Raw genomic sequence first — 26,954 nt, 5'->3', positions numbered from 1 at the left:
GAAGGAAAGGGCGGCGGAAAGGGCACCACGCTCGCGGCGGAGGCCCTCTCCATCCGTCGCAATCCAGCCAAGATCCGCGGGGTTGGCGACCCCGGGTCAGAAGGACCAGAACTGTTCCCCGAGGCGATCTCGCTGCGCGATCTCGCCGAGCGCCCGCTGGGCGCTCTCGAATCCCGCGACGTGTTGCCCCACGCGGCCCGCGCCATCCGCAAGGAGCCCGTGTGGTGGGTGCGTCGATCCGCCGTGCGCGCCGCAGCCGCGGCCGGGGGCAAGGACGCGCTGCCGCTGCTCGTCGCGTCCCTCGCAGACCCCTTTTGGCGCGTCCGGCACGCCGCCGTGCAAGCGCTCGTGGTGCTCGGCGAGGACGATTCCGACGTGCGGGACGCCGTCTCCCACGCCGCCGCGAACGATCCGACCGGGACCGTCTCCTCCGCGGCGCATTACCTCGGCGCTGCGTGGTCCGGCGCCGCCGAGACGCCCGCCGCGACGGCATCGCTGCCCGTGCTCCTCTCCGAAGGCCTCGCCGACGAGGACCCCGCCGTCGTCACCGCGCGCCTGGAGAAAGTCGATCCCTCGGCCGTGCCCGCCGCCGCCCTCGTCGCCTGGCTCGGCGATCCCCACGCGGCCTTGCGCGCCCTCGCACGTCGCCGCCTGCGCGAACGAAACGATCCCGACGCCTTCCTCCTCGCCTTGCGATGGCTCGACGAGCCCCGCGTCCCCCACGCCGCCGCCGAGGTGCGCGCCGTGCTCGATCGGCTCGGCAGCCGTGAGGATCTCCCGCTCGCGCGGCGTGTCCTCGCGGCGGATCCGCCGTCCCCCGGCGCGCTCGCCTGGGCCGCGGAGGTGCTCGCGGTGCGGGGCAGCGCCGAGGATCTGGCGCGGGTGCGCGGGCTGGCCAAGAGCGGCGCGCCGGAGCTGCGCGCGGCCGCGGTGACGGGGCTCCTTCGGGATCAGCGCTCGCTCCCGATCGTGCTCGGCGCGCTCGACGATCCGGACGAGGACGTCCGCGCGGCCGCGCTCGCCGGCTGGGAACATCGCCCCGGATCGCCGCGGATCCTTGCGGCGTGGGCCGAGGCCCTGCTCGCCGCCGCCCCCAGCGCCGTCTCCGCCCGCGAACGCCGCGCCGTCGCCGAAGCCGCCGCCCTTCTCGGCGACGACCCCCTCCTCGCCCGCGCCGTGGCCGACGCCGACCCCGCGACCCGCGCGATCGCCCTCGCCGCCCGCGCTGCCTCGGGCGACCTCCCGCCGGCCGAAGGCGCCCGCGCCCTCGCCGACGAGGACCCCTGGATTCGCGCCGCCGTCCAGGACCCGGTCGCCGCGCTCTCCGCCGTCGTCAGCGACCCCGACCCCGGGGTCCGCCGCCAGGCGATGATGCTCGTCTTCCGCCACCACGAGGCCCTCGCGCCCGACGACGTCCGGGCCGCGGCCCTCGCCTCTGCCCTCGCGCCCGACCCGTTCCTCCGCGCCCGCGCCGCCGACCTCCTCGCCCCCGCGGACGACCCGCTCCACCCCGACGCGCTCCGCGCCCTGCTCCGCCTCTCCCAGGACCGCACCCCGATGGTCCGCGCCGCCGCCGCGAGCGCCCTCGAAGGCGTCGTCGACCTGGAAGACCGGCTCCTCGGCCTGCTCGATCCATCAAAACCCGAGCCCGACGAGGCCGTGCGCACCTCGGCCTATACCTGGCTGCTCCGCGACGGCGACGATCGGGCCCTCGCGCGGCTCGCCGCGGCTCTTTCGCCCGGCGCCGAGGGGGCGCTCGTGAAGGCGCACCTCGAAGCCCTGACGCTCGTGCTCCCGGACGAGGCGTTTGCCAAGCAGCCCTCCCTCGTCCAGCACCGCCCGGCCTCGCCCCCGGCTGCGGAGCCGCCGCGCAAACGCGCTCCGGCGGCCGCGCGGCCCGAAGGCGTCCTTCTCCGCCCTCTCGGAACGACCGGGCTTTTTGTATCCCCGCTCGTGGTCTCGGGCGCGCACGGCCTCGTGGCGTCGAGCTTCGCCGATGCGCGTGATGCCGGGGTCAATGCCTTCTTCTGGGAGCCGCGTTATCACGAGCTCACACGTTTCCTGCGGTCGCGCCGGGCCGGACGGGATCGCCTCGTCCTCGTCGCCGGCACCTACCATTCGGGCCCCGACGCCCTCCGCGCCGACGTCGAGCGCACGCTCGCGCGCTTGCGTATCGACTGGATCGACGTCTTCCTCCTTTTTTGGGTCCGCTCCCCGGATCGCCTCGCCGACGACGATTACGACGCCCTCGCGCGCCTGCGCGACGAAGGCAAGCTGCGCGCATTCGGCTTCTCCACGCACGACCGCGCCGTGGCCGTCGGGGCACTCCAGAAGCGCCCCTGGCCCGTCGTGATGACCCGCCACAGCGCCGCTCACCCCGGCGCCGAAACCCAGCTCCTCCCCGAAGCCCTCGCCCGCGGCACGGGCGTCCTCACGTTCACGGCCACCTCTTATGGCCGCCTGCTCCGCCCTGCTTCTTCCAGCGGCGACGCCCCCGAGACCACACCCCCGACCGCCCCCGATTGCTACCGATACTCGCTCACCCAGCCCGGCGTGAGCGCCACGCTCACGGCGCCGCGCAGCCACCGCGAGCTCGTCGAAAACCTCACCGTCCTCGCGCGCCCGACCTTGCCCGAGGACGCGCTCCCCGCGCTCCGCGCCCACGGCGAGCGCATCCGTGCCGAGACGCGACGCTTCGACGCCCTCGTCCGCCGCGCGCCGGGCGGCCCGCGCGACCGGCTGCGCGCTTTGCTCGAAGAAGACACCACGCGCCCTGATGAAGCCCTTCCGCCCGAGCCCAAGATGTGATGTCATCGCCTCGCTCACGGGAGGCGCGAGCAGCCAGCTATCACCCCGCGATGTCACGTCGCGGCTGCGAACGACTCCCCATGGAGAATGAAGCGTCACGGGGACCGCCCCGCAGGGCTTTTCGTCCCCGTACGCCTCTGCCGAGCAGGTGGCGACGCCTCCCGTGAGCATTGCTTTCCGACCTTCCCCGGGCCGGGAAAATGTGCTCCCATGGGGACGGCTCCCGGGGACACGAGCAGCCAGCTATCATCCCGCGATGTCACGTCGCGGCTGCGACCTGTACCCCATGAAAGAATGATGCGTCACGAGACCGCCCTGCGGGGCGATACAGCTTGCAGCTGTAGGTCTTGTCAACGCCTCTGCCGAGCAAGTGGCGTGGTCTCCGGGAGCCTTTTCTTTCCGAGTCCAGATCAGCCGCCCGCCGTTTCCCCCGCCGCGCCGAAGCCGGCCCGAAAGACCCCCGCACGCGGGACCTCGCAACCCCGAAGCCGCAAACGCTGACCGCGTCGCCCCTCGCCCCGGCCCCCTCCATTCCCCCTTAAAAATCTCCCCCCATCCCTGGTAGGATGCGCCGCCATGAGCCTTGTCGGCCTCCTCCTCGAGCTCAAGCCTCTGCTCGCCGATCCCGACGCGAACTTCGAGCGCGTCGCCGAGCTGCTCGAACGACACCAGAACCTCGCGGAATACGAGGTCGCGCGGTTTTACGCGGGTCGCGCTTTTGTCGAGCCCGTGGGCAAGCTCCTGCGCAGCGAGGATCCGCGCGAGCGGCTGCGGGGGGTCCGGATCGTCCCGCTCATCTTCGCCCGCGGAAACGCCGCGCAGCACCTCCGCCGCATGGTCAAGGACGCCGACAACACCGTCGCGGGGGCCGCGCGCGCCGCCGTCAAGACGCTCGGCCTCGCCGATGTCGCGCCGCCCGACCGGCGCGCCTCCGCGCCGCGGTTCGCGAGCCCCACCGCGCGCGGCGGCTGGAATCCCACGGGGTGGATCTTCGGGCTCTTTCGGTCCCAATATGTCTTCCGCCGCGGCGCGACCGCGACCCGGACCCCGCCGAAGTTCGATGTCCCCGCGCTCAAGAGCCGCGCGGACGTGGCCAAGCTCGTCGGCGTCGAGACCGGCGTCCTGCCCGCCCTCATGCGCCCGGGCACCGGCAAGGGGAGCGGATATGTCGAGTTCGAGATTCCCAAGCGCACCGGCGGCCTCCGGAAGATCTCCGCGCCCCGCGTCCGCCTGAAGGGCGTCCAGCGCGCCATCCTGCGCGAGATCCTCGCAAAGCTCCCCGTCCACCCCGCGGCCCACGGCTTCATCGAGGAGCGCTCCACGCTCACGAATGCGACACCCCACGTCGGCGCCGCCGTCGTCGTGCATATCGACATCGAGGACTTCTTCCCCACGGTCCATTACCGCCGCGTCCTCGGCTTCTTCTTGCGTCATTACGACGAGAAGGTCGCCACCACGCTCGCCGGCCTCACGACCCACCGCGCCAAGCTGCCGGACGGCACCGTGGTGTGGCCGGGTGCATTGCCGCAGGGAGCGCCCACCTCGCCGGCCCTCGCGAACCTCGTCTGCCGTCGCCTCGACGCGCGCCTCGACGCCCTCGCCCGGAAGACCGGCGCGACGTATACCCGGTACGCGGACGACCTCACGTTCTCCTTCCGCGACCCGCCCGCGCGCCTCGGGCGTTTCCTCTGGTGGGTCAATGCGATCCTCCAGCAGGAGGGCTTCGCCGAGAACGTCAAGAAGCGCCGCATCATGCGCAAGGGCAATCGCCAGCGCGTGACGGGCCTCGTCGTCGACCAGAAGCCGTCCATCCCGCGCGAGGAGCGAAGGCGCTTCAAGGCTATCCTGAGCAACTGCCGCCGGCACGGCGTGGCCTCCCAGGCCCGGGGCAAGGCCGACTTTCCGGCGTGGCTGCGCGGATACGCGGCCTACGTGCGCATGGTTCACCCCGAGCTCGGCGCGAAATGGCAGCGCGAGGTCGAGGAGATTCTGTCGAAGTGAAGGGAGGGGAAAAGATCGTGTCGAACGCTGAAGAGCTGAATCCGTACGAGGCGCCCAAGGAGACAAAGACCACGAAGCGCCCCAAGAAAAAGAAATCCGAAGACGACCCGCCGCACGACCCGGCCATCGACGCGATCGTCTTTTCGCTCCAGAAGACGCGGCCCTGGATCACCCTGTTCGGCACGCTGAGCTACATCGGCGCCGTCGGGCTCGTGGTCTTCGGTCTCTACGCGATGACCTCGTCCCCGATGTCGCGGGCGCTCGGCGAAGTCGGGGCCGTCGCCTTCCTCGTGTACCTCATCCTCGCGATCCTCTACGCCGTCATTGGCACGCGCCTCTTCCGGTATCGCGACAGCATCAATCAGGTCATCGCGGCCGACGGGCGCCTTGATTTCATCGCGACCGCGATCGAGCGTCAACGCGAGTTCTGGGCGTTCGTCGGGGTCATGACGGTCGTGCTCCTCGGCCTGTACGCTCTCATCATCCTCGGTGCGATCATGTTTGCGCTCGGTCGCTGATACGGCGCACCCCGATGTCCATCCACGTATACCCTCCCTCCCACGCCGCCCGCGTCCGGCCGCTCTGGGATCTCGACCCCGCGATCACCTTCCTCAACCACGGCTCCTTCGGCGCCTGCCCCTTGCGCGTCCGCGAGGCGCAGGATCGATTGCGCGCGCAGATGGAGCGCGAGCCCGTGCGCTTTTTCGTCCGCGAGCTCGAACCGCTCCTCGACGCGGCCCTTCAGGCCCTCGCGGACTTCGTCGGCGCGGACGCCGCGGACCTCGCATTCGTCCCCAACGCGACGGCCGGCGTCAATACGGTCCTCCGCTCGCTCGACCTCCGCCCCGGCGACGAGCTCGTCACGACGAACCACGAATACAACGCCTGCCGCAATGCCCTCGAACACGCGGCCGCCCGCGCCGGCGCCCGCGTCGTCGTCGCCGCCGTCCCTTTCCCCCTCGATTCCCCCGACGATGTCGTCCAGGCCGTCCTCGATGGCACGGGGCCGCGCACCCGCCTCGCCCTCGTCGATCACGTCACGAGCCAGACCGGCCTCGTCTTCCCCGTGGAGCGTATCGTCCCCGAGCTCGCCCGCCGCGGCGTCGAGACGCTCGTCGACGGCGCACACGCCCCCGGCATGGTCCCGCTCGACCTCCGCGCGCTCGGCGCCGCTTATTACACGGGCAATTGCCACAAATGGATGTGTGCCCCCAAGGGAGCGGCGTTCCTCCACGTCCGCCCCGACAAACAGGCGCAGATCCGCCCGCTCTCGATCAGCCACGGCGCGAACAGCCCTCGGACGGACCTCTCGCGTTTCCGGCTCGAATTCGACTGGACCGGCACGCACGACCCCACGCCGTACCTCGCCCTCCCCGAGGCCATTCGTTTCCTCGCTTCGCTCCTGCCGGGCGGCGCGCCTGCGCTCGCCGAGCACAACCGGCGGACGGCCCTGGCCGCGCGGGAGCGCTTGTGCGAGGCCCTCGGCGCGCCGCCGCCCGCGCCCGCATCGATGATCGGCTCGCTCGCCACCGTCCGGCTCCCGGAGGCCGCGGGCGACCCGCCTGCGCCCCCGCTTTTCCTCGACCCTTTGCAGGAGGCGCTCTTTTCGCGCCACGGTATCGAGGTTCCCATCATCCCTTTTCCGCCCCCGCGGGGCCGCATCCTCAGGATCTCGGCGCAAATCTACAACGACCCCGAAGAGTACGCGCGCCTCGTAGACGCGCTGCGGGCCGAAGGGGTATCTTGAGCGCCTCCCGAATCCTTAGGAGGTGCCCATGAAATTCAAGAACCCGAAGCCTCTCACGACGCTGACCCCTGGCATTCGTCGCCGTGACTTTCTCAATGGCCTGCTCGTCGGCGCCTCCGGGATCCTCCTCGGCGGCCTCGGCGCGGGGTGCAGCGACGAAGGGGGCACGGGCACCCCGCCCCCGAGCCCGCAGTACAAGGGCGACGTCTTCACGATTTGCCACGAGGTCCGCGACGGAAAGGCGTTCGAATTGCCTGCCGCCTCGGGTGATCCTTACGATTGCGTGATCATCGGCGGCGGCATCAGCGGCCTCGTCGCAGCGCGCAAATTGCAGAAGATCGGCGTCACGAACCTCCTGCTCCTCGAAAAAGAGGATCCCGTCGGCGGCGTCGCCAAAAAGGGCGGCGATCCGGAGCGCACCCACGGCCAGGCCGCCGCGTACACCGTCTTTCCGTACAACGACAACCTCAACGAGACGTACGAGGACCTCGGCATCATCACGGGCTACGACATGGACGGGGGGCCCATCGTCGACGAGAAATACATCGTCAAGGGCCCGGCGAATGGCGATTGGTTCAACGGCCAATGGTACGAGGACGCCTGGGAGGAGGGCATGGACGCCCTGCCTTATCCGCCGAACGTCATCGCCGACCTCAAGGCCTTCCGCCAGGACATGATCGACTGGTACGGCTACGAGGGCCAGGACCAGAAGTTCGGATTCGACACGCCGACGGACAACTCCACCACGGATCCCGAGGTCCGCGGCCTCGACAACCTCACGCTCTCCGAATACGTCGCCTCGAAGGGCTGGGCCCCGGAGGTCAGCGCGTTTTTCGATCCGTACGTCCGCTCCGCGCTCGGCACGACCCACGACAAGGTCTCCGCCTGGGCGGCGATCGGCTTTCTCGGCTCCGAATTCGGCCCCGTCCTCTCGCAGCCCGGCGGCAATGCGTACCTCGCGCTGATGCTCGCCGAGAAGATCGGCGCCGATCGTATCAAGACCGGCGCGTTCGTCCTCCGCGTGAAGAACGAGGGCGACGAGGTGCTGGTCTCCTACATGATCGACGGCGTGATTACGACGATCCGCGCCAAGACCGCGATTTACGCGGCGAACCGGTACATCGCCAAGCACGTCGTGCCCGAGCTCGGCGCGGCGGGGCGTGACGAGGCGAAAGAGTATCGGTACACGCCCTACATCGTCGCGGCCGTGTACGTGAACAAGACGCCGCCGAACCTCGGCTTCGACAACTGGGTCCACGGCGATTTTTTCTTCACGGACTTCATCGTGGCCGACTGGACGAGCCTCGCCGATCCCGCGGCGGCGCCGCTCGACCGGCCGAACGTGCTCTCCTGTTATTGCCCCCTCTTCGGTCCGACGGCGCGCGTCGAGCTGCAAACGAAGCCGTTCGAGGAGTACGAGGAGCGCATCCTCGCGGACCTGGAAAAGGTCGTGCCCGGCGTGCGCGCGAGCGTCACCGGCGTCGACCTCTATCGCTGGGGGCACGCCATGCTCGCCGCCGAAAAAGGCTTCGTCTTCGGCGCGGCGCGCCTCTCGTCCAAACAGCCACTCGGCAAGATCAGCTTCGCCTGCCACGACTCCGACGGCCTCCCCGCGTTCGAGAATGCCGTCGGAGCCGCGTACACGGCGGTGGGCGAGGTGGCGGCCCACCTCGGCGTCATGGCCTGATCGCGGGTCAGGGCAAAAGCTTGGCGACGTAGGCGTCGTTGCCGCCCGCGCTCGTCACGGGGCCGCCGAGGTCCATCATGCCTTGGAAGCGCCCCGCGACGAGCACATTGCCCGACCCGTCCACGGCCACGGTGCGGCCCCATTGTTCGAGCGTATCCCCCGCGCGGCGGCTCCACACGTGCGCGCCCAGGGCGTCGAGCTTCGTGACGAATGCATCGTTGCCGCCCAGGCTCGCGATCGGCGTGGCGCCGCCGAAGTTCACCGAGCCCGTCATCCGGCCCGCGAGCACGACGTTGGCTTGCGCGTCCGTCGCGACGGCGAAGCCGACCTGGTCGCCGGCGTCCCCGAAGTGCTTGGCCCACTGGTACACGCCCGCGCCGGTGTACTTTGCGACGAAAATGTCGTTGCTGCCCGCGGTCATCACGTCTCCGCCGCCGTAATCGACCGTGCCCGCGGTCGCGCCGGTCACGATCACATTGCCCGCGTTGTCCACGGTGACGCCATTGCCGATTTGATTGCCGATGCCGCCGATGCCACGGGCCCATTGAGGTTGCCCCGCAGCCGTGAGCTTGGCCAGCATCGCGTCCTGATTGCCCGCGCTGATGACGACGAATCCACCGAAACTGACCATGCCCTCGAAGAAGCCCGTGAAATACACGGCGCCGCTCGCGTCCGTGGCGACGCCGCGCATCCCCTCGCTGTTCGCGTCGCCGTAGCTCCTGCTCCAGACGTGATTCCCCGCCGAATCGAGCTTCAGCACGAAGAGGTCGTCGAGCCCCACCGCCGTCAGCGTGCCGGCGCCGAAATTGATCGTGTTGCGAAAATGGCCCGCCACGATCACGTTGCCCGCCGGATCCACGGCCACCGCCGAGCCCTCGTCGCCGCCCGCGGCCCCATAGGCCCGGCTCCACACGAAGGCACCCGCCGCATCGAGCTTCAGCACGAACACGTCGCTCGTTCCATTCACGCTCACGTGCGGCCCCCCGCCGAAATCCACCGTCGACTGGAAGACCCCCGTGACGACGATATTTCCCGCGCCGTCGACGGCCACGCTGCGCGCCCCGTCGGTGCCGTTCGCGCCGAAGCGACGGCTCCAGACGTGATTGCCCAGCGGGTCGTATTTGGCCACGAGGATGTCGTGCACCCCGTTGGGGGAGCTGAGCGGCCCTCCGCCGAGATCGATCGCCCCGACGAACTGCCCCACGACGATCACGTTGCCCTGCGCGTCCGTGGCGACGTCGAGGATGTCCTGATCGAGCGTATTGCCGAACGCCCGGATCCACTCGTTCGCGGCGCACATGTCGCCCACGGGCCCGGTGCAGCTCTCGTCCTCGGGCGTCATGCAATTCTCGGCCTGGGGCAGCACCTCGCCCATGCAGGGTCCGTACGCCGAGCCCTGCGCATTGCACGTCTGCGTGCCCGCCTTGCAGATCCCGACTCCCAACGTCCCACCCGGTCCGGTATAACAGACCGTCGTGGAGCCCGGGTTGCAGACGCAGCCGACGCCGCTCTCGTTGATGAGCCCGTCGCAATCCTCGTCCTCCGGAGAAAGGCACGTCTCGGTCGCCGGTAACACCTGCCCGACGCAGGCCCCGTACGCCGTGCCCTCGGCATTGCAGATCTGCGTGCCCGCCTTGCACACACCCTTGTCGAGCGTGCCCCCCGGCCCGGTGTAACAAGGCGCCGTCGCGCCGGGCGCGCAGGCGCAGCCCTCCTCGTTCGAGAGCCCGTCGCAATCGTCGTCGCCCATCGTCTGGCATGACTCGGGCACGGGCACGACCTCGCCGATACACGGGCCATATCCGCTCCCGTCGCCGAGGCACGTCTTGAGCCCCGCTTTGCACAGGCCCACGATTTGCGTGCCCGGCGGGCCCGAATAACACGCATCGATCTCCCCGGGCGTACACATGCTCCCGCCCCCGGTGCCGCCTGCACCGCCCATTCCCCCGGCGCCACCCGCGCCGCCCATTCCTCCGGCGCCACCTGCGCCGCCCATTCCCCCGGCGCCTCCCGTGCCCCCGACGCCGCCCGTGCCACCCATGCCCCCCATTCCGGCCGCGCCGCCCGAGCCTCCAGGCCCGCCCCAGCCGCCCTCGCCGCCCTCGCCCCCCTGGCCGCCGCTTGCGCTCGACGTTGGATTGTCGCCCGCCGAGCAGCCCGAGGCGAGCGCGAGCGGGACGAGGAGAGAGACGAAGGGCAGCCGAGAACGGGAGAATCGACGCATCATGGACGCGGCAGGTAAGCCGCACGGAGGCCGCGCGTCAATGGCCGGGAGCTTACGAACGGGAGGACGGGAACGATGCGCCTCGCGCCGCCTCGACCCGGCGAGGAGCGGTCGCGTGGAGGTGGTGAGGCAGAGGGACCATGAACCGACGGTGCCACGCGGCTCGCGGGGGTCGACAGCGGGGCCCGCGCCGCTAAACTCGGACGCCCATAAACCACGCGAGAGGATCCATGGAATACCGCACCCTCGGAAATAGCGGCGTCAAGGTCTCCACCCTCTGCCTCGGCGCCATGACGTTCGGCGAGGCCGACGAGAAATCGTTCATGCACAAGGTGGGCTGTGACGAGCCCACGGCGCACGCGATCCTGAGCCGCGCGCTCGATCGCGGCGTGAATTTCATCGACACGGCCGATGTCTACGGGCAGGACGGCCTCTCCGAGCGTGTCGTCGGGAACTGGCTCGTGCAGGGCAAGCACCGCGAGCGCACGGTCCTCGCCACGAAATTCCGCTTTCGTATGGGCGACGGCCCGAACGGCACGGGCGCCTCGCGTTATCGCATCATGCGCTGCGTCGAGGACAGCCTCCGGCGCCTGCGCACCGATCGAATCGACCTGTACCAGATCCACATGCAGGACAACGATACGCCCGAGGAGGAGACGCTCCGCGCGCTCGACGACATCGTCCGTCAAGGCAAAGTCCTCTACATCGGGGCCAGCAATTACGCGGCGTACCGCCTCACCGACAGCCTGTGGACGAGCCGCACCTCGCACATGAGCTCGTTCGTCTCGCTGCAGATGCAATACAGCCTCGTCTCGCGCGAGCTCGAGCGCGAGCACGTGCCGCTCTGCAAGAAATTCGGCCTCGGTATCTTGCCTTGGTCGCCGCTCGCAGGCGGGTTCCTCACCGGCAAGTACCAGAAAAACCAGCCGCCGCCCGAGGGCGCGCGGCTCGACAAGTGGAAGAACCAGCTCGCCGGCTTCGATACCCCGCGCAACTGGCGGATCCTCGACGCGGTCACCGCCGTCGCCAAGGAGCGCAATTCCACGAAGGCCGCCGTCGCGCTCGCGTGGCTCCTGCAAAAGCCCGCGGTCACGAGCTCGATTTTCGGCGCGCGCACCCTCGAACAGCTCGACGCGTGCCTCGCGAGCGCGGAGCTCTCCCTCTCGGCCGAGGAGATGAAGCGCCTCGACGAGGCCAGCGCATTCGAGCCCGGCTATCCCTACGAGATGATCGGCCGCGTGCAGCAGGGCCGCTGGTAGTTCCGTTGGTCCCCGGCGGGCCCCGCGGCGCCTTCTATTTGCCGGAGGTCGCCGTGGGGGCCGTCGCGCAGCGAATGCCCAGGAATCCACATCGATAGGTCACCTGGAACCGGCCTGGCCGCTCCGCGCGGAACATGTTCGGAATCCCGTCGCGCCAGCTCGCGCCGCGTCCCACGCGGTCCTTCGTCTTCGCGTCCTGCGCGCTCGTCGTCCATTCGAAGACGTTGCCCGCCATTCCGAGCAGACCGTCCTTGCTCGCGCCGGCGGGATGCGCCGCGACCGGGCACGTGCCTTTCAAGAGGCCCTCTTTCCCGCCGGACCAGCAGAGCTGATCCTTCGGCGCCTCGTTGCCCCAGGGATAGACGCGCCCCTCCTCGCCGCCGCGCGCCGCCCACTCCCACTCCTCGTCGGAGGGCAGGCGTTTTCCTTGCGCCGCGCAATAATCGATCGCCTGCTGGAAATCGACGCAGACCATCGGATGGTCTTCCTTGCCCGCCTTCTTGTACGTCGCTTCGGGCGCGCAGGTGGCGAACGCGTCGTTGCATTTCTTCGACGCGACACACGCCTCGTAGTCCTTCGCCGTGGCCTCCGTCTTGTCGAAACAGAAATCGGCGATCTTCGCCTCGTTCTTCAAGAAGCCCATCTTGTAGGAGCCGCCCTTGACGAACGCCATGCCCTCGGGACACGGGCTCGGCGGCGGCTTCGGGGGCTCGGGCGGCTTGGCTTCGGCCGTCTTCGCGGGCTCGGGCGTCGGCGCGGTCGTGGTGGCGGGCGCGGGGTCGCTCGTCGGCGGGGGGGCGGCCTTGGCCGTCGTCTCGGCTGGTTTTGCTTCCGTCGTGCCCGCGCCCGGCTCCTTCACGGCGCCGCCGCCCTCCTGCGCGCCGCCCCCGCAGCCGAACCCGGCCGCGAGGCCAAAGCCGAGGAAAGCCGTGCCGAACGTGAGCCAACGAAGAGCCTTCATGGAAACATGCCTCCGACGACGAAAAAATGGTTTGTCAGCGCAGCACCAGGGTCGGCGCCGGCTCCCCTTCGATCCAGTGCTCTTGCAGGACGAGCCCCGGCGAGACCATGGAGCCGCCGTAGGTCTCGCCGAACGAAAACAGCTCGAAGATCCGACGATCGCCCGGCTTGATCGGGAACATCACCTGGCCCGACGGGGGCGCGGGCAGGCCCTCCTTGGGCTCGGGCATCCAGAGGGAGACGCCGCGGTTCGTGCCGCCGACGAGCGAGGCCGCCGTGGTCTGTGCGTCGCAATGGATCTTGAGCCAGCCGCGCGTCCGCCACGCCCGGCAATGCTCGGCGCGCGGGCCCTTGCGGGTGATCCGCACGCGCGTCGCGTTCTGCCATTCGGCCGGCGTGGGCGGCTTCGGCGTGCCCTCCTCGATCGGAATCGGCTCGAAATCGATCGGCTTTTCCTCCTCGGCCGCCGGCGCCGGTGGATCGGCCTTGGCGGCCGGCAAGAGCACGAGGAAGGTGAGGGCGGCGAGGATCCGGGCGCGGCTCATAAGGTCTTCAGAAAGGCGATGAGGGCCTCGCGGTCCTCGGCCGGGAGATGGCTCGTGTTCCCCATTCGATCGCCGTTCAGCTCGACGAGCTTTTCGAGCGTCGAGACGCGGCCGTCGTGGAAATAAGGCGCCCTTCCGGCGACGAACCGGAGCGAGGGTGTCTTGAACTCCTGCTTCGTCTCCTCGTCGAACCCGCTCACGGGCGGCAGGCGCTTCAGCGGATACGGCGTGCGATCCGTGTAATGCGAATCCGGCACGTGGCAGTGGGCGCATTTCGTGCCCTTGTTCAGGAAGAGCTCGCGCCCGCGTTTTTCCTTCTCGGTGAGCTCGCGGTTCTCCCGCGGCGGCGGGATGAGGCCCTCGCGCACGAACGCGGCCACGAGCGAGGCGCGCCCCACCGCGGCGCCGCCGATGTTCTGCGGCATGCCGCCCCAGCGATGCAAGCCCATGCCGGCCGTGATGCGCGCGCCGAGGTCCGCGCTCTCGCCGTGCCAGCCATAAGGCCCCGCCGCGCTCACGAGGCCCGCGAGCATGGGGGTTCGTCGTGGAAATCCTTTGGCCTTGGCGAGGTCGGGGATGTTTTCGTAGGCGCCCACGAAGTTCGTGTGCAGCCCGTCGATCGTGTCGAACGTGGCCTCGTGCCAGACGTGCCCGTCGTCGCGCCCCTCGGGGTGGCAACCCGCGCAGCCGAGGCCGCCGCTCAGAATGGGATCCGTCGCATTGTAGAAGAGACGCCGCCCCTTTTGCGCCTCGGCCGAGAGCGTGTCGTCGGCGAGGTGCACGAGGGATTGTCGGTCCCGCACGATGGGATCCACGGGCGCCTGGGCGGTGAGGTCGAGCGCGACCACGTCGTATGTCGCGCGGCAGAACACGTACGCCGTGTCCTCGTCGGCCGAGAGCGTGATTCCCGCGGGCGCGCCGCATTCCCCGGCCGCGCCGTATCCCGGGTCGTATTTTTGGCCCACCTGGAAGATACGCACGATCGCGAGCGTCGGATCGAGCGCGACCGCGTCGAGCTCGGCGACCGCGTCGTCGCCCTCGCCCGCGACGAGCAACGTGTCGGATTTCGCGCGGTAGACCATGGCGCGAGGCTGCGTGAACGGGCCCTTGTCGCGGCCCGGGATCGACACCGGCGTATCCGCGGTCACCGTCAGGTCCGCGACCCGGCTCTTTTGCGAAGGCAAGCCGCCCACGTGCGTCGCGGCGAGCTGCTCGGGCGCCGTGCGGCCATTCTTTCCGGGCAGGAGCACGACGTCCACCGTCGGCTGCCCGAACCACGAGCGCCGCGCGAGCGCGCCGACCGCATGCCGCGCCACGAAGAGCCGCCCCTCGTCGGGCGAGGTCACGAGCGAATACCCGAGCGACGCGTGGAGCTTTTTGCCCGACGGCGCGCGCACGGGCGAGGGCATCACGCCGATCGTCTTCACGACCGGCGCGCCGGATTCTTCGCCGATGTGCGTCACGTCCGCGCCCACGAGGTGGCTCACGAGGATCTCGCCGCTCCCGAGCACCACGATGCCGCGCGGCTCACGGGCGACGTCCGCCGACCACACGACCTTTCCTGCCGCGAGATCGATTTTTGAAACGATGTGCGTCCACGCGCTGGTCACGAACGCGTGGCGCGCGTCCGCCGTCGCCGCGAGGCCCCACGCATCTGCGGGCAAAGACACGCGGCCCGCCTCGGCGAGCGCGCCGGCCGCGTCGGGTTTGAGCACGAGGAGCAGGCCCGGATCACGAATCGTCACGAGCACCACGCCATCGATCGGCAGGACCGCGGCCGGCGCGCCGGGGAGCGGCACCTCCGTCGCGGCCACGCCCGGCGCGAGCGGGAGCGGGATTCGGCGAAGGACCTTGTGATCCTCGTCCGCCACGAAGAGCGCATCGCCTTGGCGGCTCCGCGCGATCACGCTGCCTTGCCGTTCGGCCGGCGAAAGGGGCGACGGCTGCGCGGGCGCGGCGCTCGAAACGGGCGGCGCGACGGCTTGCGAGGCCGAAGGCGCGGGCGCGGAGGCGTCCGGCGTGTCCTTGGGCGACGAACAAGCGAGGGGCGAGGCGATCGCGATCGCGAGGGCGAAACGAAGGCGAGGGTTGGGTCCACCCACGAGGAAAAGCTTTATCGGAGCGCCGCGCGCGCGGCAAGAGGCGGCGCGATCGTGGTAGGGTCGCTCGCATGCACGCACGGGGTTTTGTGGTCGTGACGCTCCTCGGCCTCGCCGCCGCTTGTGGCGCGCGCAGTACGCTTTTCGCCCCGGAGGCCGAGCGGCGTGATCCGTTTTGCGGCGACGGGCTCGTCGATCCCGGGGAAGCCTGCGACGACCACAACGAAGTCGCCCTCGATGCTTGTGTTCCCGGCTGCTCCCTCGCGCGCTGCGGCGACGGCATCGTATGGGCCTTCGTCGAGGCCTGCGACGACGGCAACCTCGTCTCCGGCGACGGCTGCACGGCGACGTGCGCGTTGCCGAGCTGCGGCAATGGGTTCGTCGAGGCGGGGGAGGTCTGCGACGATGGCAATGGCATCGACACGGACGATTGCCCGTCGCGGTGTTTGCCGGCGACGTGCGGCGACGGCTTCGTGCAGGCGGGCGTGGAGGCCTGCGACGCGGGCGCGGCGAACGCCGACCGTCCGGCTTTTTTGCTCCTGCAAGGCGCGCTCGTGCGGCCCGTGCGGCCCGTCACGGGGCCCATGCCGCTCGTCTCATTTTACGACTACGGCTCGGCGAGCGCGCACACGGGGTTCGAGGAGCTCGGGGCGAGCAAGCTTTTTTTGTACCGTGACGTCACGCCAAACGGTCTGCTCGGGCTCGTCGCGGTCCACGGGGTGGACAAGAACGCCGGCGGACAGATCCAGCCTCCCGGGCGTGTCGAGATGTCGTTTTTCGGCTTGCCGACGGGCGCGTTCGTCGCGGCCTCGGACGACACGAAGGGCGAATTCTCGTTGCTCGATCCGACGACGGCGCGGGGGGACTGGCAGTTCGACGGCAACACGGACGGCGGCGCGCTCTCGGGCCTGCTCTCCCCGGGCGCGTGGGTGATCGACGTCGTGCCGAGCTTCGTCCAGGGCATCGAGCGCTGGGAATGGGAGGACGGCAGCGGCGACGCGATCGTGCTCGATCGAACGGCCACGGCCCGGATCGTGGCGCTCGACGTGCCCTCGGCGTGCCGGCTCGATTGTACGATTCCAGTGTGCGGCGACGGAATCCTCGACGCGGGGGAGGTGTGCGACGACGGGAATGTCGTGAGCTTCGATGGCTGCGCGGCGGATTGCAGATCGACCGATTGAACGACAATCCACTCCGCAGGTGAACCGTGGGAGCAGCAACGTTCTGTTGGCAAATCCTTGACAGGGTCGGGAAAATTTGTCAATTGCGCTTGCCGTTCGGGCCCGCAGCGTGGCCGTTCGGATGACTTCTACCCTTCGAGGCAACTCATGAAGATGCAGAACGCAAAGATCCTGACCGGCGCCGTGCTTGCCGCCGCGGGGCTCGTTTCTTTCGCTTCGGGCTGCGAGCTCATCGCGAGCGTGGATCGCTCGCAGATCGACTTGACGGGCTCCGGGGGCTCGGGCGGCGGGACCGGCGGCATGGGCGGCGTCGGCGGCGGGACCGGCGGCATGGGCGGCGTCGGCGGCGGGACCGGCGGAACGGGCGGCATCGGGGGTATGGGCGGCGGCGGCATGGGCGGGACCGGCGGCATGGGCGGCGCCGGCGGCATGGGCGGTGCTGGTGGCATGGGCGGCGCCGGCGGCATGGGCGGTGTTGGTGGCATGGGCGGTGCCGGTGGCATGGGCGGTGCCGGTGGCATGGGCGGCGCCGGTGGAATGGGCGGCGCCGGTGGAATGGGCGGCGCCGGTGGAATGGGCGGCGCCGGTGGAATGGGCGGCGTTGGTGGCATGGGCGGCGCCGGTGGAATGGGCGGAATGGGTGGAATGGGCGGCGCTGGGGGCGGCAGCAATGTTTGCGTCACGCCGGCCGACTGTCCGACCCCGCAGAACGAGTGCGAGCAGGCGACGTGCACGAATGGCATGTGCGGCGTCGAGGCCACGATGGCCGGCACGCCGACCGCGGCGCAAACGGTGGGCGACTGCAAGTCGCAAGTTTGCGACGGCCTCGGCGCCACGACGTTCGCGAACGACGACATGGACCTCCCGGACGACGGGAAGTCCTGCACGACGGACGCCTGCAACAATGGTTCGCCCGAGTATACCCCCTTGACGGAAGGGACCGCGTGCATGGAGTCCGGCGGCAAGGTCTGCAGCGCCGCGGGCTCGTGCGTCGGGTGCAACGGCGACGGCGATTGCACGAACGGCGACACGTGCGTCGGAAACCAGTGCGTGGCGAGCGTCGTCAATGGCTGCACGCTGGCGGGGGCAGATGACCTCACCGGCGTGTCGACGACAACGGTGACGTTCAGCGGCCTGTCCTACAACCCGAAGTGCATCAAGGTGAAGGCGGGGACGGTCGTGACATTCTCGGGCAACTTCTCCAGCCATCCGCTGCAGGGCGGGTACATGGACCTCGCCAACATGCCCACGCCCGCGGCGGATGGCCCCTTCATCCCGTTGACGAATTCGGGCAACACGAAGGACTTCACGCTCTCGACGCCGGGCACGTATCCGTTCTACTGCGTGCCGCACGCGTCGCTCGGCATGAACGGCGCGGTGTTCGTCGTTCCGTGACAGCAAGATGACGGTGAAGTGCGGGCGCCCTCGTCTGAGGCGTGCCCGCCTTCGCGCGCGTCGTCGCCCAACTAGCCGGGCCGTGTTATCGTCCCCGGCAAAGTCATGGCAACCCCCGACGGAGCGCCAGCCTCGTTCTCGATCCACCCGGATCTCCTGCTTTCGGTCCTCGACGACGCGACCGCGCTGGTCGACGGCCGTGGCCGTGTTCGGCTCACGAACCCGCGTATGGACCGTCTCTTCGCCTCCGAGGAAGGCACGCGTCTCCTGCCGTTCTTCGAGCGCCAAGGCGCGTTCCGGCTCTTGCCGACGAGCGTGCTCGAAGGCGCGGCGCTCGCGGCCGCACGGGGGATCGAGGACGTGCTCGCAGGGGCGCGCGAGCGGCTCGAGCTCGACCTCGGGGCCCCGGGCAGCTCGCTGCTCGCGATTGCATGTGCCGTCGACGGCGGCCGGGGCGCGCTCGTGCGGGTGCGCCTGCGTACGGCCGAAGAGGAGCACCGCGCGCGTTGTGCCGAGGTGGTCGAGGCCATGCAGCTCGGGCTCTACGTCTACCGGCTGGAAGATTCACAAGGCGGCGAGGCGGGGCTGCGCTGCGTGTACGGCAACCCCGCCGCCGAGCAGCTCACGCAGCGGCCCACGGCGAAGTTCGTGGGCAAGCTGCTCGACGAGGACTCCAGCGTCCCGCGGCAAAGGGGGCTCATCGATCGGTACGTCGAGGTGGTCCACGAGCAAAAAACCGTGGATATCGACTACATGACGACGGACTCGAAGACGGGCAAGGACGCCGCCTGGGCGATCAAGGCCTTCCCGCTCTCGGGGCAATGCATTGGCTCCATCTTCGAGGACGTCACGAAACAACAGGAGACCGAGCAGTCGCTCCGGAGCACGTCGCAGTTCCTCGATTCGATCCTCGACAACATCCCGATGATGATCTTCATCAAGGACGCGAAGGATCTCCGGTACATCCATATCAACAAGTACATGGAGGAGCAGTTCACGTCGCCGATCGGGAGCTGGCTCGGTCATACCGATTACGATATTTTCCCGACGGAGACCGCCGACGAGTTCGTCGCGGCGGACCGGGCTGTCTTCGGGGGCCGAACCATCGTGGACATCCCCGAGGAGAGCGTCCCGAGCTATGGCACGGGCGTGCGCCTCTGCCATACCCGCAAGATCCCGCTCTACGATGAAGCAGGGGAGCCGCTCTTCCTCATTGGAATGAGCGAGGACATCACGGATCGGAAATCGGCCGAGGACGCGAAGCGGCGCGAGTTCGTGCTCCTGGAGACGCAGACGAAGCTGATGGAGCTCGTCCGGCAGCTCTCGACGCCGCTTTTGCCGCTGGCGAAAGGCGTGCTCGTGGCGCCGCTCGTGGGGCAAATGGACGAGGCGCGGGGGCAGCATTTCATGGAGGCGCTGCTCGCGGGCATTCAGCATCACCAGGCGGAGACGGTGCTCATCGACATCACGGGCGTGCCCTCGATCGACGCGTCCGTGGCCGAGCAGCTCCTCCGGGCCACGCGCGCGGCAGGCCTGCTCGGCACGGAGACCGCGCTCGTGGGGGTGTCGCCGGACGTGGCGCGCACGATTGTGGATCTCGGGGTCGATTTCGGCGCGCTCGTGACGTATGCGGACCTCCGGGCGGGCATGCGGGGGGCGGAGGAGGCGAGGCGCCGCCGGATCGCCGCGAGAGCAGGCAAGGGGCAGGGTCGACCAAGCCCGAGGATGTGACATGCCGAGCCCGACCCCGCTCACACCGATTCTCGCGTCGGCGTTGCCCGGGCCGGGCGTTCCGGACGAGCTCCACGTCGATGCATTCCGCCGCGCGGCGGATGTCTTGCTCCATCACGCGACGCTTTTCATCGCCGGCTCGCCGCATCGGCTCACCGAGGTCGAGTTTTACTGGCACGGACCCGGGCACGAGGACCCGTTCGCGCATCGAGATCCGAGCCAGGTCGATTCCGGGATCTGGTATTTCCATCGGCAGGGCGGGACGTACAAAGGCGGGACGTACAAAGGCGTCGACATCGCGATGGGGCGACGGCCCGATACCTATGTCGGCATTCTGCTTCGCAGCATCGTCGACCTGACGAGCGGCACGTGGATCGAAGGGTCGTGCAAGTGTGTCGATCACGTGCTCTCGCGGACCGGCAAGGAGAGCGTCGCGGCGCTCGCGGGCTCGTTTGATGGGTCGATCGATCCGCGGGAAGGCTCGCCCTTGTTTCTCGCCCACGAGGATCCGCCGGGCGGCGCGGCAGAGGTCTTCGATTCGCCGCGGGTGGGTTTGACCTTGAAGAAGGGCGCGACGCCCGAGCGGCGAGCTTTCCTCGGGCGGCCGTATCGATTCACGACCGAGCCTGCGCAGACGGCAAAGGGGCGGCCTCACTTCGTCATTCGGCTGCATCAGAAAGGTTGGTCGAACAAGGCGATTGCCAAGCGCCTTGGCGTTGGGGCCGTCTTCGTCGGGCGGTGCGTGGCGGCGTACGAGGCGGGGAAGGGGAGAGACCCGGAGGAATATCGGGGAGATCTCTCCGTGGGGCAGCTCTGCGAGGTATGGGGCGCGCTTGCCTGATCAGCCCGACGCGGGGACCCACGTGCCGTGAAAGCCGAACGGGACGCGCTGGCGGGCGCGGACCACGGCGACAGGCTCGGCGTCGATGTGCGTCGCGTCGAGGATCAGGAGATCACTCGTGCCCTCGTCGGCGTGGTAGACCGTGGTGATCAGATACCCGTCGCCCTCCGGCGCTCGTTCGTCGCGCGGGAGGAACAAGGCCTCGTTCGTGTAGGTCGAGCGGCCGAGGTTGCGATATCGAACCTCGCCGGTCTCGAAATCGACGCGGCCGATCGCATTCATGATGCCCCGGCCGCACGTCGGGGCGAGGCGCGCCGCGACCCAGCCGTAACGATGGCGGCGCGTCGCGAACCGCGGGTCGACGACGGGGAACTCGCAGGGCGCGTCGTCGAGCACCGTCTCGCTGATCCGGCCGGTGTCGAGGTCGAGCCGGAGCCGCACGAGAAGGCCCGGCGGATATTCCTCGATGCTAGGGTTCAAGGTCTCGCCGCCCGGATCGAAGAGCGGCAAACGCGGGTAACGGACGATGTCGAGGACGACCGTATTGCCGTCGTCGAACGCGTTCATCGGATGGAAGACGTAACAGGGCGGGATGTCGTACCAGCGCACGGGCGCCGCGGGGTCGTCCCGTAAAACCACGCCGATCCGCGCGCCGCGCGAGGGCTGCCAGCGGACCGTGTTCGGGCTCTTCATGTCGTCGACGCGGAACACGGCCGGCAAGTGATAAAAGACGGCGCGGGTCTCGGTGACGCTGAAATCGTGCATCATCGAGGGGAACGGCGCCTCGATGTCCCGCGAGAGGCGCGGCGAGCCGTCCTTGCCGAACACGTGATACGTGAGCCCGCCGCGGCCGCCCCAGTAGCCGAACGTGTAAATCGTCTCCGTGCCCGGCTCGATCTTGGGGTGCGCGACCATGCCGCCCTTGCCGGGTTGCACGACGCCGCCGAAATCGAAGCGGCCCGTCGTCGCCAGCGTGACCGGGTCGATCTCGTGCGCGGCCGAGCCCTCGACGAGCGTGAGCAGCCGGCCCGCCATGTTTTGGATGCTCGTGTTGCTGCGGTCGACGGCGCGCAAGATGCGTTCGAATTGCTCGTGGCTCGGCCCTTTTCCGAGGAGCGCCTGCGCCTGGAGGGTGATGAGTTCCTGCCCGGAGAAGCCGAGCGCGAGCCAGCCCTCGATCGTCGTGGAGAGGGCGAGGTCGCGGATCCCGCCGTACAGCGCGTGCCCCGCGCGCTCTTCGAGGGCGAGTTTTTCCGTGCGGACCCAGCGATTCTTGTGGGAGACGCGGCCGTCCTCGAGCGCGAAGGCGTCGATCATGCCGTCGCCGTCGAACCAATGGTAAAGATCCGGGTTCGGCGGCTCGAACCGGGGGCCGGGGCTCATGCGATAGAGCGTGCCGCGGAGCGCGCGCGGGACCTCGCCCTCGAGGACCTCGAGCGACGGCGCATCACTCTCCCGGCCCACGGGCGCGAAATTGCCTTCGAGGTAGGGGTTTGGCCGGAACGAACGGGGCCTCGGCCTCTTCTTGTCGAGCGCGAGGAGGAGGTCTTCGATGAGGCCCATGGCCACGATTCCTTTCGAGGTTCAGACCTTGGCTTCTTGTGCTGTCCCGTTGACGTCGGCCGCCTGCACGGGGGACGCGTCCTCGATGGAGCCGAGGAGCCAGCGCTCGATTGCCGCGCGCTCGGCCGTGGAGAGATTCAGCTCGGCGTCCTCGCACATCGCGAGCACGTTGCGCTGGAACGCCTCGGCGAGCAGGCGCGCGCCCCAGGGCTTCGGCGCCTCGTGCAGCGGCAGCCCGCCGTACATGATGCCACGCAGGACGAACGTCACGGCCGATCGCGACACCGAATGGCCCTCCGTGAGGAGCGCGTCGCGCACCGATTTCGAGGTCGACGTGACCTGGAAGGCGTTGCGGCCGAGGATGTCCGCGATCGTCAGGAAGAGCAGGCCGAACTCCGGCGGCCGGAGGACGGGCACGCCCGTGATCTCGTGGACGCGACGGAGCACGCCGAACTCGTCGCGCGAGGGCGGCGGCCAGTCCTCGCTCTCGGCCTCCGGAGGCTCGTGCCGGGTGGGATCGTAGAGGTGGCCGGGGCTCGCCGTGTGCACGACGAACCCGGGATCACTCGCGTGGAGGAGCAGATCCTTGAAGCTCCCGGTCCCGGCCCAGCGGCTGTCGACGACCACGTTGCCGAGCCGCCGGATGACCTCCTGCGAGGCCGACGCCATGGTGACGGGGCGCGGCGAGCTCGACACGTAATCGCGCAGGACGCGGACGATCTCGGCGCGCAGATCCGAGGGACGCGCGAGGGTGTCGGGCGAGGGTTCGATCGCGGTCGCGAGGTGGATGCTCGGGTTCGGCGCCGAGGGGATCGGCAGGCTCGGCGCCGGGCTCGACATCGGCATGGGGACCGGCGGCGGCGGCGGGACGAGCGCCTGCGTGGACAACGTGGGCGTGGGGAGCGAGAGCGCGGCCGCGGCCGAGGCGTCGCTCGTGACGCGCCAGCTCTCGGCCTCGTCCTCGATGATGCGCAGGCGGCCGTCGCGCCGGCAGAGCTCTTCCGTCAGGGCGCGCAGGCTCTTGAAGCCGAGCCAGTCGTTCGCGGAGGAGAACTCCTGGAAGCGACGATAGACGCGCGGCAGGTTCGCGGCGGGCAAGCTCCCGGCCGCGCGCGCGGCGCCCACGACCGCCGCGGCCATCTGCGCGAGCAGCTCCGCGCCCGCGTCGCCCGCGGGGAGCGAGGCCGGCGGGGGCGCGATGGAGGCCAAGGGGAACGTCGAGAACGACCGCTCGCGCAGCGGCGAGGCCGCCGGCGGTTCGTAGCCCTCGCTCTCGCCCGGGACGCGCAGCGTGTCCTCGATGAAGCGGTCCTCCGTGATGAGCCGATCACACGCGGCCGTGTAGGCCGAGGCCGCGTACCCGACGGCCACGACCACGGTCCGCCGGTCGTGCGCGCGGAGCCGCAGCAGGACGGGCGTGAAGTCGGCGTCGCCCGACATGATCACGAACTTGTCGAAGCGCGTCGGGTGGCCGAGCGTGTCGAGGATGTCCATGACCATGCGGATGTCGGAGCTCGTCTTGCCCAGCGACGTGAGCGGCGGACAATCGACGACCTCGAACGCGGCGCGGGTGAAGTACGGCCGGTACTTGTGGAACGTCTTCGGGTTCAGGTAGCACTTGCGGACGAGGACGGAGAGGGGCGTCTGGCCCGACTCGGTGCTCTGCGCCTTGGCGATGAGGCCTCGCTCCATCCACGCGAGCCAGCGCGTCGGCTCGGTGGCGAAGACCTCTGCGGCTTCCGGATCGACCCGATGGAGCCCGAGGTAAATGTTGTCGAAATCGACGAAAAGCGCGGTCCTGATCCGCTCGGCTTGAGGCATGGAGTTCCCCCCGACGATCCGGGACGACGAGCCTAGGCTGGGGTGGTGAGGTTGGTCAAGCGAACCCCGATGCGGATTTCAGGGTCTGCCCAAGGCTGACTGGGCAGGCCCCGGAAAACTTGACGTTCGCGACGATCGCCTGTGGCGAGATAGGTGGTGGGAAATCTTCGCCTGGAAAGACGGGGCATCGAGCCGCCGGGCGAAGGTCGTCAGTCGCTCGGCCCCGACTTCTTCTTGCTGGGCCGGTCCGGGATCACCGTATGGATTTCGGCCTCGCTGAAGCCCTCGATCTTGTAGAGACGCTTCAGATTGGTGAGCTCCGAATGCACGACCTTGGCGAGCGAGGTCCGCACGCGACCGAGGATCTTGACCTGCGCGGCGGGCTTTCGGGCCGATTCGACGGCGACGCGCAGGGCGTCGCCGTCCGCCGTGATCTCCGCCGCGGTACTCGCGGCCGTCTCTTTCGAGAGCTTGGGGTGGATCCCTACTCCCAGGAGTTCGACGAGGATCTCCATTCGGTCCGGCTGTCCGTCGGTGTCGCCTTCCGCATAATAGGCGATGCCGTCGGGGAAGAGGACGGAGAGGGCGGCGTCGTAGGCGGGGCGACCGACCTCGTTCCAGATGATATCGTAATTCTTGCCGAGCGTGGCGTCGGCCTTCCGGTTGCGCGCGTCGATCTGCGCGACGAGCGGGGCGAGCACCTCCTGGGCGGCCTTGTACTTGGCCTCCACGTTGGCCACGAGCGCGAGCGAGGCGCCGAGGCGCTGTTCGGCCAGCTCCTGCCACCGCCCACCGCGGGCTTTCGCGTTCGTGAGCGTGTCCCCCGCATCCTCGAAAATATCGCCGGCAGCACCATCCCGCCGGATGATTTCACCCATGGGTCCTCCATGTCTGGTGTTGTGAAGTATCCCCACTCACCGAAACGGGGACGGTACACGACCCAGGTGAGCGGTGGGAAGGGCGAACGAGAGAAAAATGAGCGCTCGGAAGGGTCCACGGCGGGGTGAGATGGGTCCGGCGCTGCGCAAACGGGATATCGGCGCGCCGTGGAACGCCAAAGGAGGGGCGCGGGAGTCGATCCACGGCGCTGTGGATCGGCGTCCGCAGGGTGGGATCGGCGGTCCGGGGCGCCGTGGTTTCGGCGAGGGAGAGAGCGTTCGGCGATCCACTGCGGCGTGAGGTGGAGGCGGGAGGCGAGGGAGGGCGCTTCGCGGGGAGGGGAAGCGCGAAATGCGAGCTTGAGAGCCGAGGTCGGGGCGGCGTGGGATGGCGATGGCCGCGGGGCGAGGCGGTTTCGGGGCGCCGTGGGTGGGCGGAAGCGGAGGCGCGGGGGCCGCGAGCGGACATTGTGTGTCCGATCTGGGTCCGATTCTGGCTGCGAAAGAGCTTGCGCGGTTGCGCGGAGTCGGTGCAGAACGAACCGTCAAGAACAACGCAGGCCCGCGCACAGCGCCACGGGGGTGGCTTGGTGTGGTCTGCGGTAACGGAAGGTCCTTCCATGGCCTGGCTTCCCTCGATCCGCCCGCCGGGCGGAACGCTCTCGCTCGTCCTCGCGTCCGAGATTTCTCTTGACGTACGCCGTTTCTCGATCGTGGAGGGCCTTTCGACTTTTTTCTCGATCACGCTCGAAGCGTTCTCGATCGACGCCGCGCTCGACTTCGAAGAGGTCGTCGGCCAGACGGCGCGCTTCACCATCCATCGAGGGTCCGAGACGCGTTCGTGGACCGGGGTCTGCCGCGCGGCGCGTCTCCTCCGCGCGGAGGAGGACGGGCTCTCCACCTATGAGATCGTCATCGTCCCGGCCCTCTGGCTCCTCACCGAACGCACGAGCCGACGCATCTTCCAGCACCTCTCCGAGCCCGAGATCGCCACGCGCCTCCTCACGGAATGGCAGATCCCCCACGAGCTTCGGTTGTCGGACACGTACAAACCCCGCGAATACCGCACGCAATACGACGAGTCCGACCACGCGGCCCTGAGCCGCATGCTCGAAGACGCGGGGATCTCGTACTTCTTCGTCGAGAAGGGGGACGAGACCGTCCTCGTCCTCGCCGACGCGCCCCAACTCCGCGAGCCCCGCGCGGGCGTCCTACCCTTCAAGGCCGACACGACGATGGTCACGGGCGAATACGCGACGGGCGTCTGCGCCGGCCGCGAGCTACGGCCCGGGCGCCTCATGTTGCGCGACCGGGATCATCGCCTCCCAACGGCGTATCCCCTCGGTGGTCTCGTGGAAGCGCGCGCGCTCGCTATCGAGGCCCGCCTCGAACGATTCCAGGTCACGCCCGGCGCGCTCCTCTTCCAGACGACCCCGAGCCCCGGCACGCCCGCGGCCGACGCTCGCGGAACGTATCGGAGCGACGAACGAGCCGGCGCCCGTATCGCTCGGAACCGGCTCGATGCCGTGCGCGACGGCGCGGTCGCCTTCGATTTCGAGACGAACGCGCTCGATCTCGCGCCCGGCGTCGTCGTCCACATCGCAGGTCACCCGCGCGAAGAGGTCGGGCGCGGCGTGCTCATCGTGGAAACGCGCATCGAGGGCACGTTCGATGACGAATGGACCCACCATTGCGTGGCGAGGCTCGCCGCGTTGCCGTATCGGCCCCCACTCCGTACGCCTCGCCCGCGCGTACAGGGGATCGAGAGCGCGACCGTGGTAGGCCCTCCTGGCGAGGAGATTCATTGCGACGAATTCGGCCGCGTCCGCGTGCATTTTCCCTGGGACCGCGAGAGCACGATGGACGAGCACAGCTCGTGCTGGACCCCGGTCAGCCAGGGGTGGAGCGGCGCAGGGTATGGCGCGATCCACCTACCCCGCATCGGGCAGGAGGTGCTGGTGGCTTTCCTCGACGGAGATCCCGATCGGCCGATGATCGTCGGCCGCGTGTTTACTGCGCTGGAGCGAGTGCCCTATCCGCTCCCGGCGCACAAGACGCAAAGCGGCATTCGCACGTCGTCTTCCCCTGGCGGAGGCGGGTACAACGAGATCCTGTTCGAGGACAAGAAAGGCGGCGAATTCATCCGCGTGCACGCGGAGCGTGACGTGCAGGCCACGGTCGAGCGTGACGCCTCGCTGCTCGTGCGGCGGGACC

Annotated in this window: 18 protein-coding genes; 11 read left to right on the top strand and 7 right to left on the bottom strand. The window is 69.3% G+C overall.

Going from position 1 to position 26,954, the window contains the following annotated elements; translation table 11 throughout:
* The 5 genes from E8A74_RS48325 to E8A74_RS48305 all read left to right on the top strand — a co-directional run.
* Positions 1-2,808: aldo/keto reductase (locus tag E8A74_RS48325; RefSeq protein WP_136935969.1), on the top strand; the 2,808-nt coding region annotated here is incomplete at its 5' end.
* A gap of 576 nt (positions 2,809-3,384) precedes the next feature.
* The gene (locus E8A74_RS48320; RefSeq protein ID WP_136935968.1) at positions 3,385-4,809 is read left to right on the top strand and encodes a reverse transcriptase family protein; all 1,425 of its coding nucleotides are present in this window, start codon (positions 3,385-3,387) and stop codon (positions 4,807-4,809) included.
* 17 nt (positions 4,810-4,826) lie between these two features.
* Positions 4,827-5,327 (top strand): hypothetical protein, encoded by a 501-nt coding sequence (locus E8A74_RS48315; protein ID WP_136935967.1) that lies wholly within the window; start codon positions 4,827-4,829, stop codon positions 5,325-5,327.
* Between the two features lie 14 nt (positions 5,328-5,341).
* The gene (locus E8A74_RS48310; RefSeq protein WP_136935966.1) at positions 5,342-6,556 is read left to right on the top strand and encodes an aminotransferase class V-fold PLP-dependent enzyme; all 1,215 of its coding nucleotides are present in this window, start codon (positions 5,342-5,344) and stop codon (positions 6,554-6,556) included.
* A gap of 28 nt (positions 6,557-6,584) precedes the next feature.
* Positions 6,585-8,243, top strand: a complete 1,659-nt coding sequence (locus E8A74_RS48305; protein WP_136935965.1) for an FAD-dependent oxidoreductase — start codon at positions 6,585-6,587, stop codon at positions 8,241-8,243.
* A gap of 7 nt (positions 8,244-8,250) precedes the next feature.
* On the opposite strand, the gene E8A74_RS48300 is transcribed toward E8A74_RS48305, so the two are convergent.
* Positions 8,251-10,470, bottom strand: coding sequence for a hypothetical protein (locus E8A74_RS48300; RefSeq protein WP_170229945.1), 2,220 nt, complete (start codon positions 10,468-10,470; stop codon positions 8,251-8,253).
* 227 nt (positions 10,471-10,697) lie between these two features.
* Between E8A74_RS48300 and E8A74_RS48290 the strand changes: the two genes are divergently transcribed.
* Entirely contained in the window at positions 10,698-11,726 is a 1,029-nt protein-coding gene (locus E8A74_RS48290) for an aldo/keto reductase (protein ID WP_136935963.1), read from the top strand.
* Positions 11,727-11,760: 34 nt separating this feature from the next.
* On the opposite strand, the gene E8A74_RS48285 is transcribed toward E8A74_RS48290, so the two are convergent.
* The 3 genes from E8A74_RS48285 to E8A74_RS48275 are packed head-to-tail and all read right to left on the bottom strand — an operon-like array spanning position 11,761 to position 15,333.
* On the bottom strand, positions 11,761-12,687 hold the full coding sequence (locus E8A74_RS48285; protein WP_136935962.1) for a formylglycine-generating enzyme family protein: 927 nt from the start codon (positions 12,685-12,687) through the stop codon (positions 11,761-11,763).
* A gap of 34 nt (positions 12,688-12,721) precedes the next feature.
* Positions 12,722-13,231: a hypothetical protein gene (locus E8A74_RS48280; RefSeq protein ID WP_136935961.1), complete on the bottom strand. Its 510-nt coding sequence runs from the start codon at positions 13,229-13,231 to the stop codon at positions 12,722-12,724.
* Entirely contained in the window at positions 13,228-15,333 is a 2,106-nt protein-coding gene (locus E8A74_RS48275) for a hypothetical protein (RefSeq protein ID WP_136935960.1), read from the bottom strand. Before E8A74_RS48275 ends, E8A74_RS48280 begins: the two co-directional genes overlap by 4 nt.
* A 68-nt stretch (positions 15,334-15,401) precedes the next feature.
* Between E8A74_RS48275 and E8A74_RS48270 the strand changes: the two genes are divergently transcribed.
* The 4 genes from E8A74_RS48270 (at position 15,402) to E8A74_RS48255 (ending at position 20,478) form a co-directional block, all read left to right on the top strand.
* A complete protein-coding gene (locus tag E8A74_RS48270) occupies positions 15,402-16,511 on the top strand; it encodes a DUF4215 domain-containing protein (RefSeq protein ID WP_136935959.1) in 1,110 nt (369 codons plus the stop codon).
* 147 nt (positions 16,512-16,658) lie between these two features.
* Positions 16,659-17,906 carry a plastocyanin/azurin family copper-binding protein gene (locus E8A74_RS48265; RefSeq protein WP_136935958.1) on the top strand — a complete coding sequence of 416 codons (1,248 nt, stop codon included), beginning with the start codon at positions 16,659-16,661 and terminating at the stop codon, positions 17,904-17,906.
* A 105-nt stretch (positions 17,907-18,011) separates the two neighbouring features.
* Positions 18,012-19,637 carry a PAS domain-containing protein gene (locus E8A74_RS48260; protein ID WP_136935957.1) on the top strand — a complete coding sequence of 542 codons (1,626 nt, stop codon included), beginning with the start codon at positions 18,012-18,014 and terminating at the stop codon, positions 19,635-19,637.
* Position 19,638: 1 nt separating this feature from the next.
* Positions 19,639-20,478 (top strand): hypothetical protein, encoded by an 840-nt coding sequence (locus tag E8A74_RS48255; RefSeq protein ID WP_136935956.1) that lies wholly within the window; start codon positions 19,639-19,641, stop codon positions 20,476-20,478.
* On the opposite strand, the gene E8A74_RS48250 is transcribed toward E8A74_RS48255, so the two are convergent.
* The 3 genes from E8A74_RS48250 to E8A74_RS48240 all read right to left on the bottom strand — a co-directional run bounded on the left by E8A74_RS48250 (position 20,479) and on the right by E8A74_RS48240 (position 24,740).
* Positions 20,479-22,041 (bottom strand): carotenoid oxygenase family protein, encoded by a 1,563-nt coding sequence (locus E8A74_RS48250; protein WP_136935955.1) that lies wholly within the window; start codon positions 22,039-22,041, stop codon positions 20,479-20,481.
* Between the two features lie 21 nt (positions 22,042-22,062).
* Positions 22,063-23,862 carry an NYN domain-containing protein gene (locus E8A74_RS48245; protein ID WP_136935954.1) on the bottom strand — a complete coding sequence of 600 codons (1,800 nt, stop codon included), beginning with the start codon at positions 23,860-23,862 and terminating at the stop codon, positions 22,063-22,065.
* Between the two features lie 209 nt (positions 23,863-24,071).
* A complete protein-coding gene (locus E8A74_RS48240; RefSeq protein WP_136935953.1) occupies positions 24,072-24,740 on the bottom strand; it encodes a hypothetical protein in 669 nt (222 codons plus the stop codon).
* Between the two features lie 620 nt (positions 24,741-25,360).
* Here E8A74_RS48240 and E8A74_RS48235 point away from each other — a divergent pair.
* A partial coding sequence (locus tag E8A74_RS48235) for a type VI secretion system Vgr family protein (protein ID WP_136935952.1) occupies positions 25,361-26,954 on the top strand: 1,594 nt, incomplete at its 3' end.

Origin of the sequence: Polyangium fumosum (assembly GCF_005144585.1) — a bacterium.
In the GTDB taxonomy this organism is placed as follows: domain Bacteria; phylum Myxococcota_A; class Polyangia; order Polyangiales; family Polyangiaceae; genus Polyangium; species Polyangium fumosum.
The sequence above is the reverse complement of the archived record's forward strand: the minus strand, read 5'-3'. Positions and strand labels throughout refer to the sequence as shown.

Bases quoted from the DNA above. Each gene is read 5' to 3' on its own strand.
- E8A74_RS48320 (WP_136935968.1), top strand. From the start codon at position 3,385: ATGAGCCTTGTCGGCCTCCTCCTCGAGCTCAAGCCTCTGCTCGCCGAT.
- E8A74_RS48310 (WP_136935966.1), top strand. From the start codon at position 5,342: ATGTCCATCCACGTATACCCTCCCTCCCACGCCGCCCGCGTCCGGCCG.
- E8A74_RS48305 (WP_136935965.1), top strand. From the start codon at position 6,585: ATGAAATTCAAGAACCCGAAGCCTCTCACGACGCTGACCCCTGGCATT.
- E8A74_RS48300 (WP_170229945.1), bottom strand. From the start codon at position 10,470: ATGATGCGTCGATTCTCCCGTTCTCGGCTGCCCTTCGTCTCTCTCCTC.
- E8A74_RS48290 (WP_136935963.1), top strand. From the start codon at position 10,698: ATGGAATACCGCACCCTCGGAAATAGCGGCGTCAAGGTCTCCACCCTC.
- E8A74_RS48285 (WP_136935962.1), bottom strand. From the start codon at position 12,687: ATGAAGGCTCTTCGTTGGCTCACGTTCGGCACGGCTTTCCTCGGCTTT.
- E8A74_RS48280 (WP_136935961.1), bottom strand. From the start codon at position 13,231: ATGAGCCGCGCCCGGATCCTCGCCGCCCTCACCTTCCTCGTGCTCTTG.
- E8A74_RS48270 (WP_136935959.1), top strand. From the start codon at position 15,402: ATGCACGCACGGGGTTTTGTGGTCGTGACGCTCCTCGGCCTCGCCGCC.
- E8A74_RS48265 (WP_136935958.1), top strand. From the start codon at position 16,659: ATGAAGATGCAGAACGCAAAGATCCTGACCGGCGCCGTGCTTGCCGCC.
- E8A74_RS48260 (WP_136935957.1), top strand. From the start codon at position 18,012: ATGGCAACCCCCGACGGAGCGCCAGCCTCGTTCTCGATCCACCCGGAT.
- E8A74_RS48255 (WP_136935956.1), top strand. From the start codon at position 19,639: ATGCCGAGCCCGACCCCGCTCACACCGATTCTCGCGTCGGCGTTGCCC.
- E8A74_RS48250 (WP_136935955.1), bottom strand. From the start codon at position 22,041: ATGGGCCTCATCGAAGACCTCCTCCTCGCGCTCGACAAGAAGAGGCCG.
- E8A74_RS48245 (WP_136935954.1), bottom strand. From the start codon at position 23,862: ATGCCTCAAGCCGAGCGGATCAGGACCGCGCTTTTCGTCGATTTCGAC.
- E8A74_RS48240 (WP_136935953.1), bottom strand. From the start codon at position 24,740: ATGGGTGAAATCATCCGGCGGGATGGTGCTGCCGGCGATATTTTCGAG.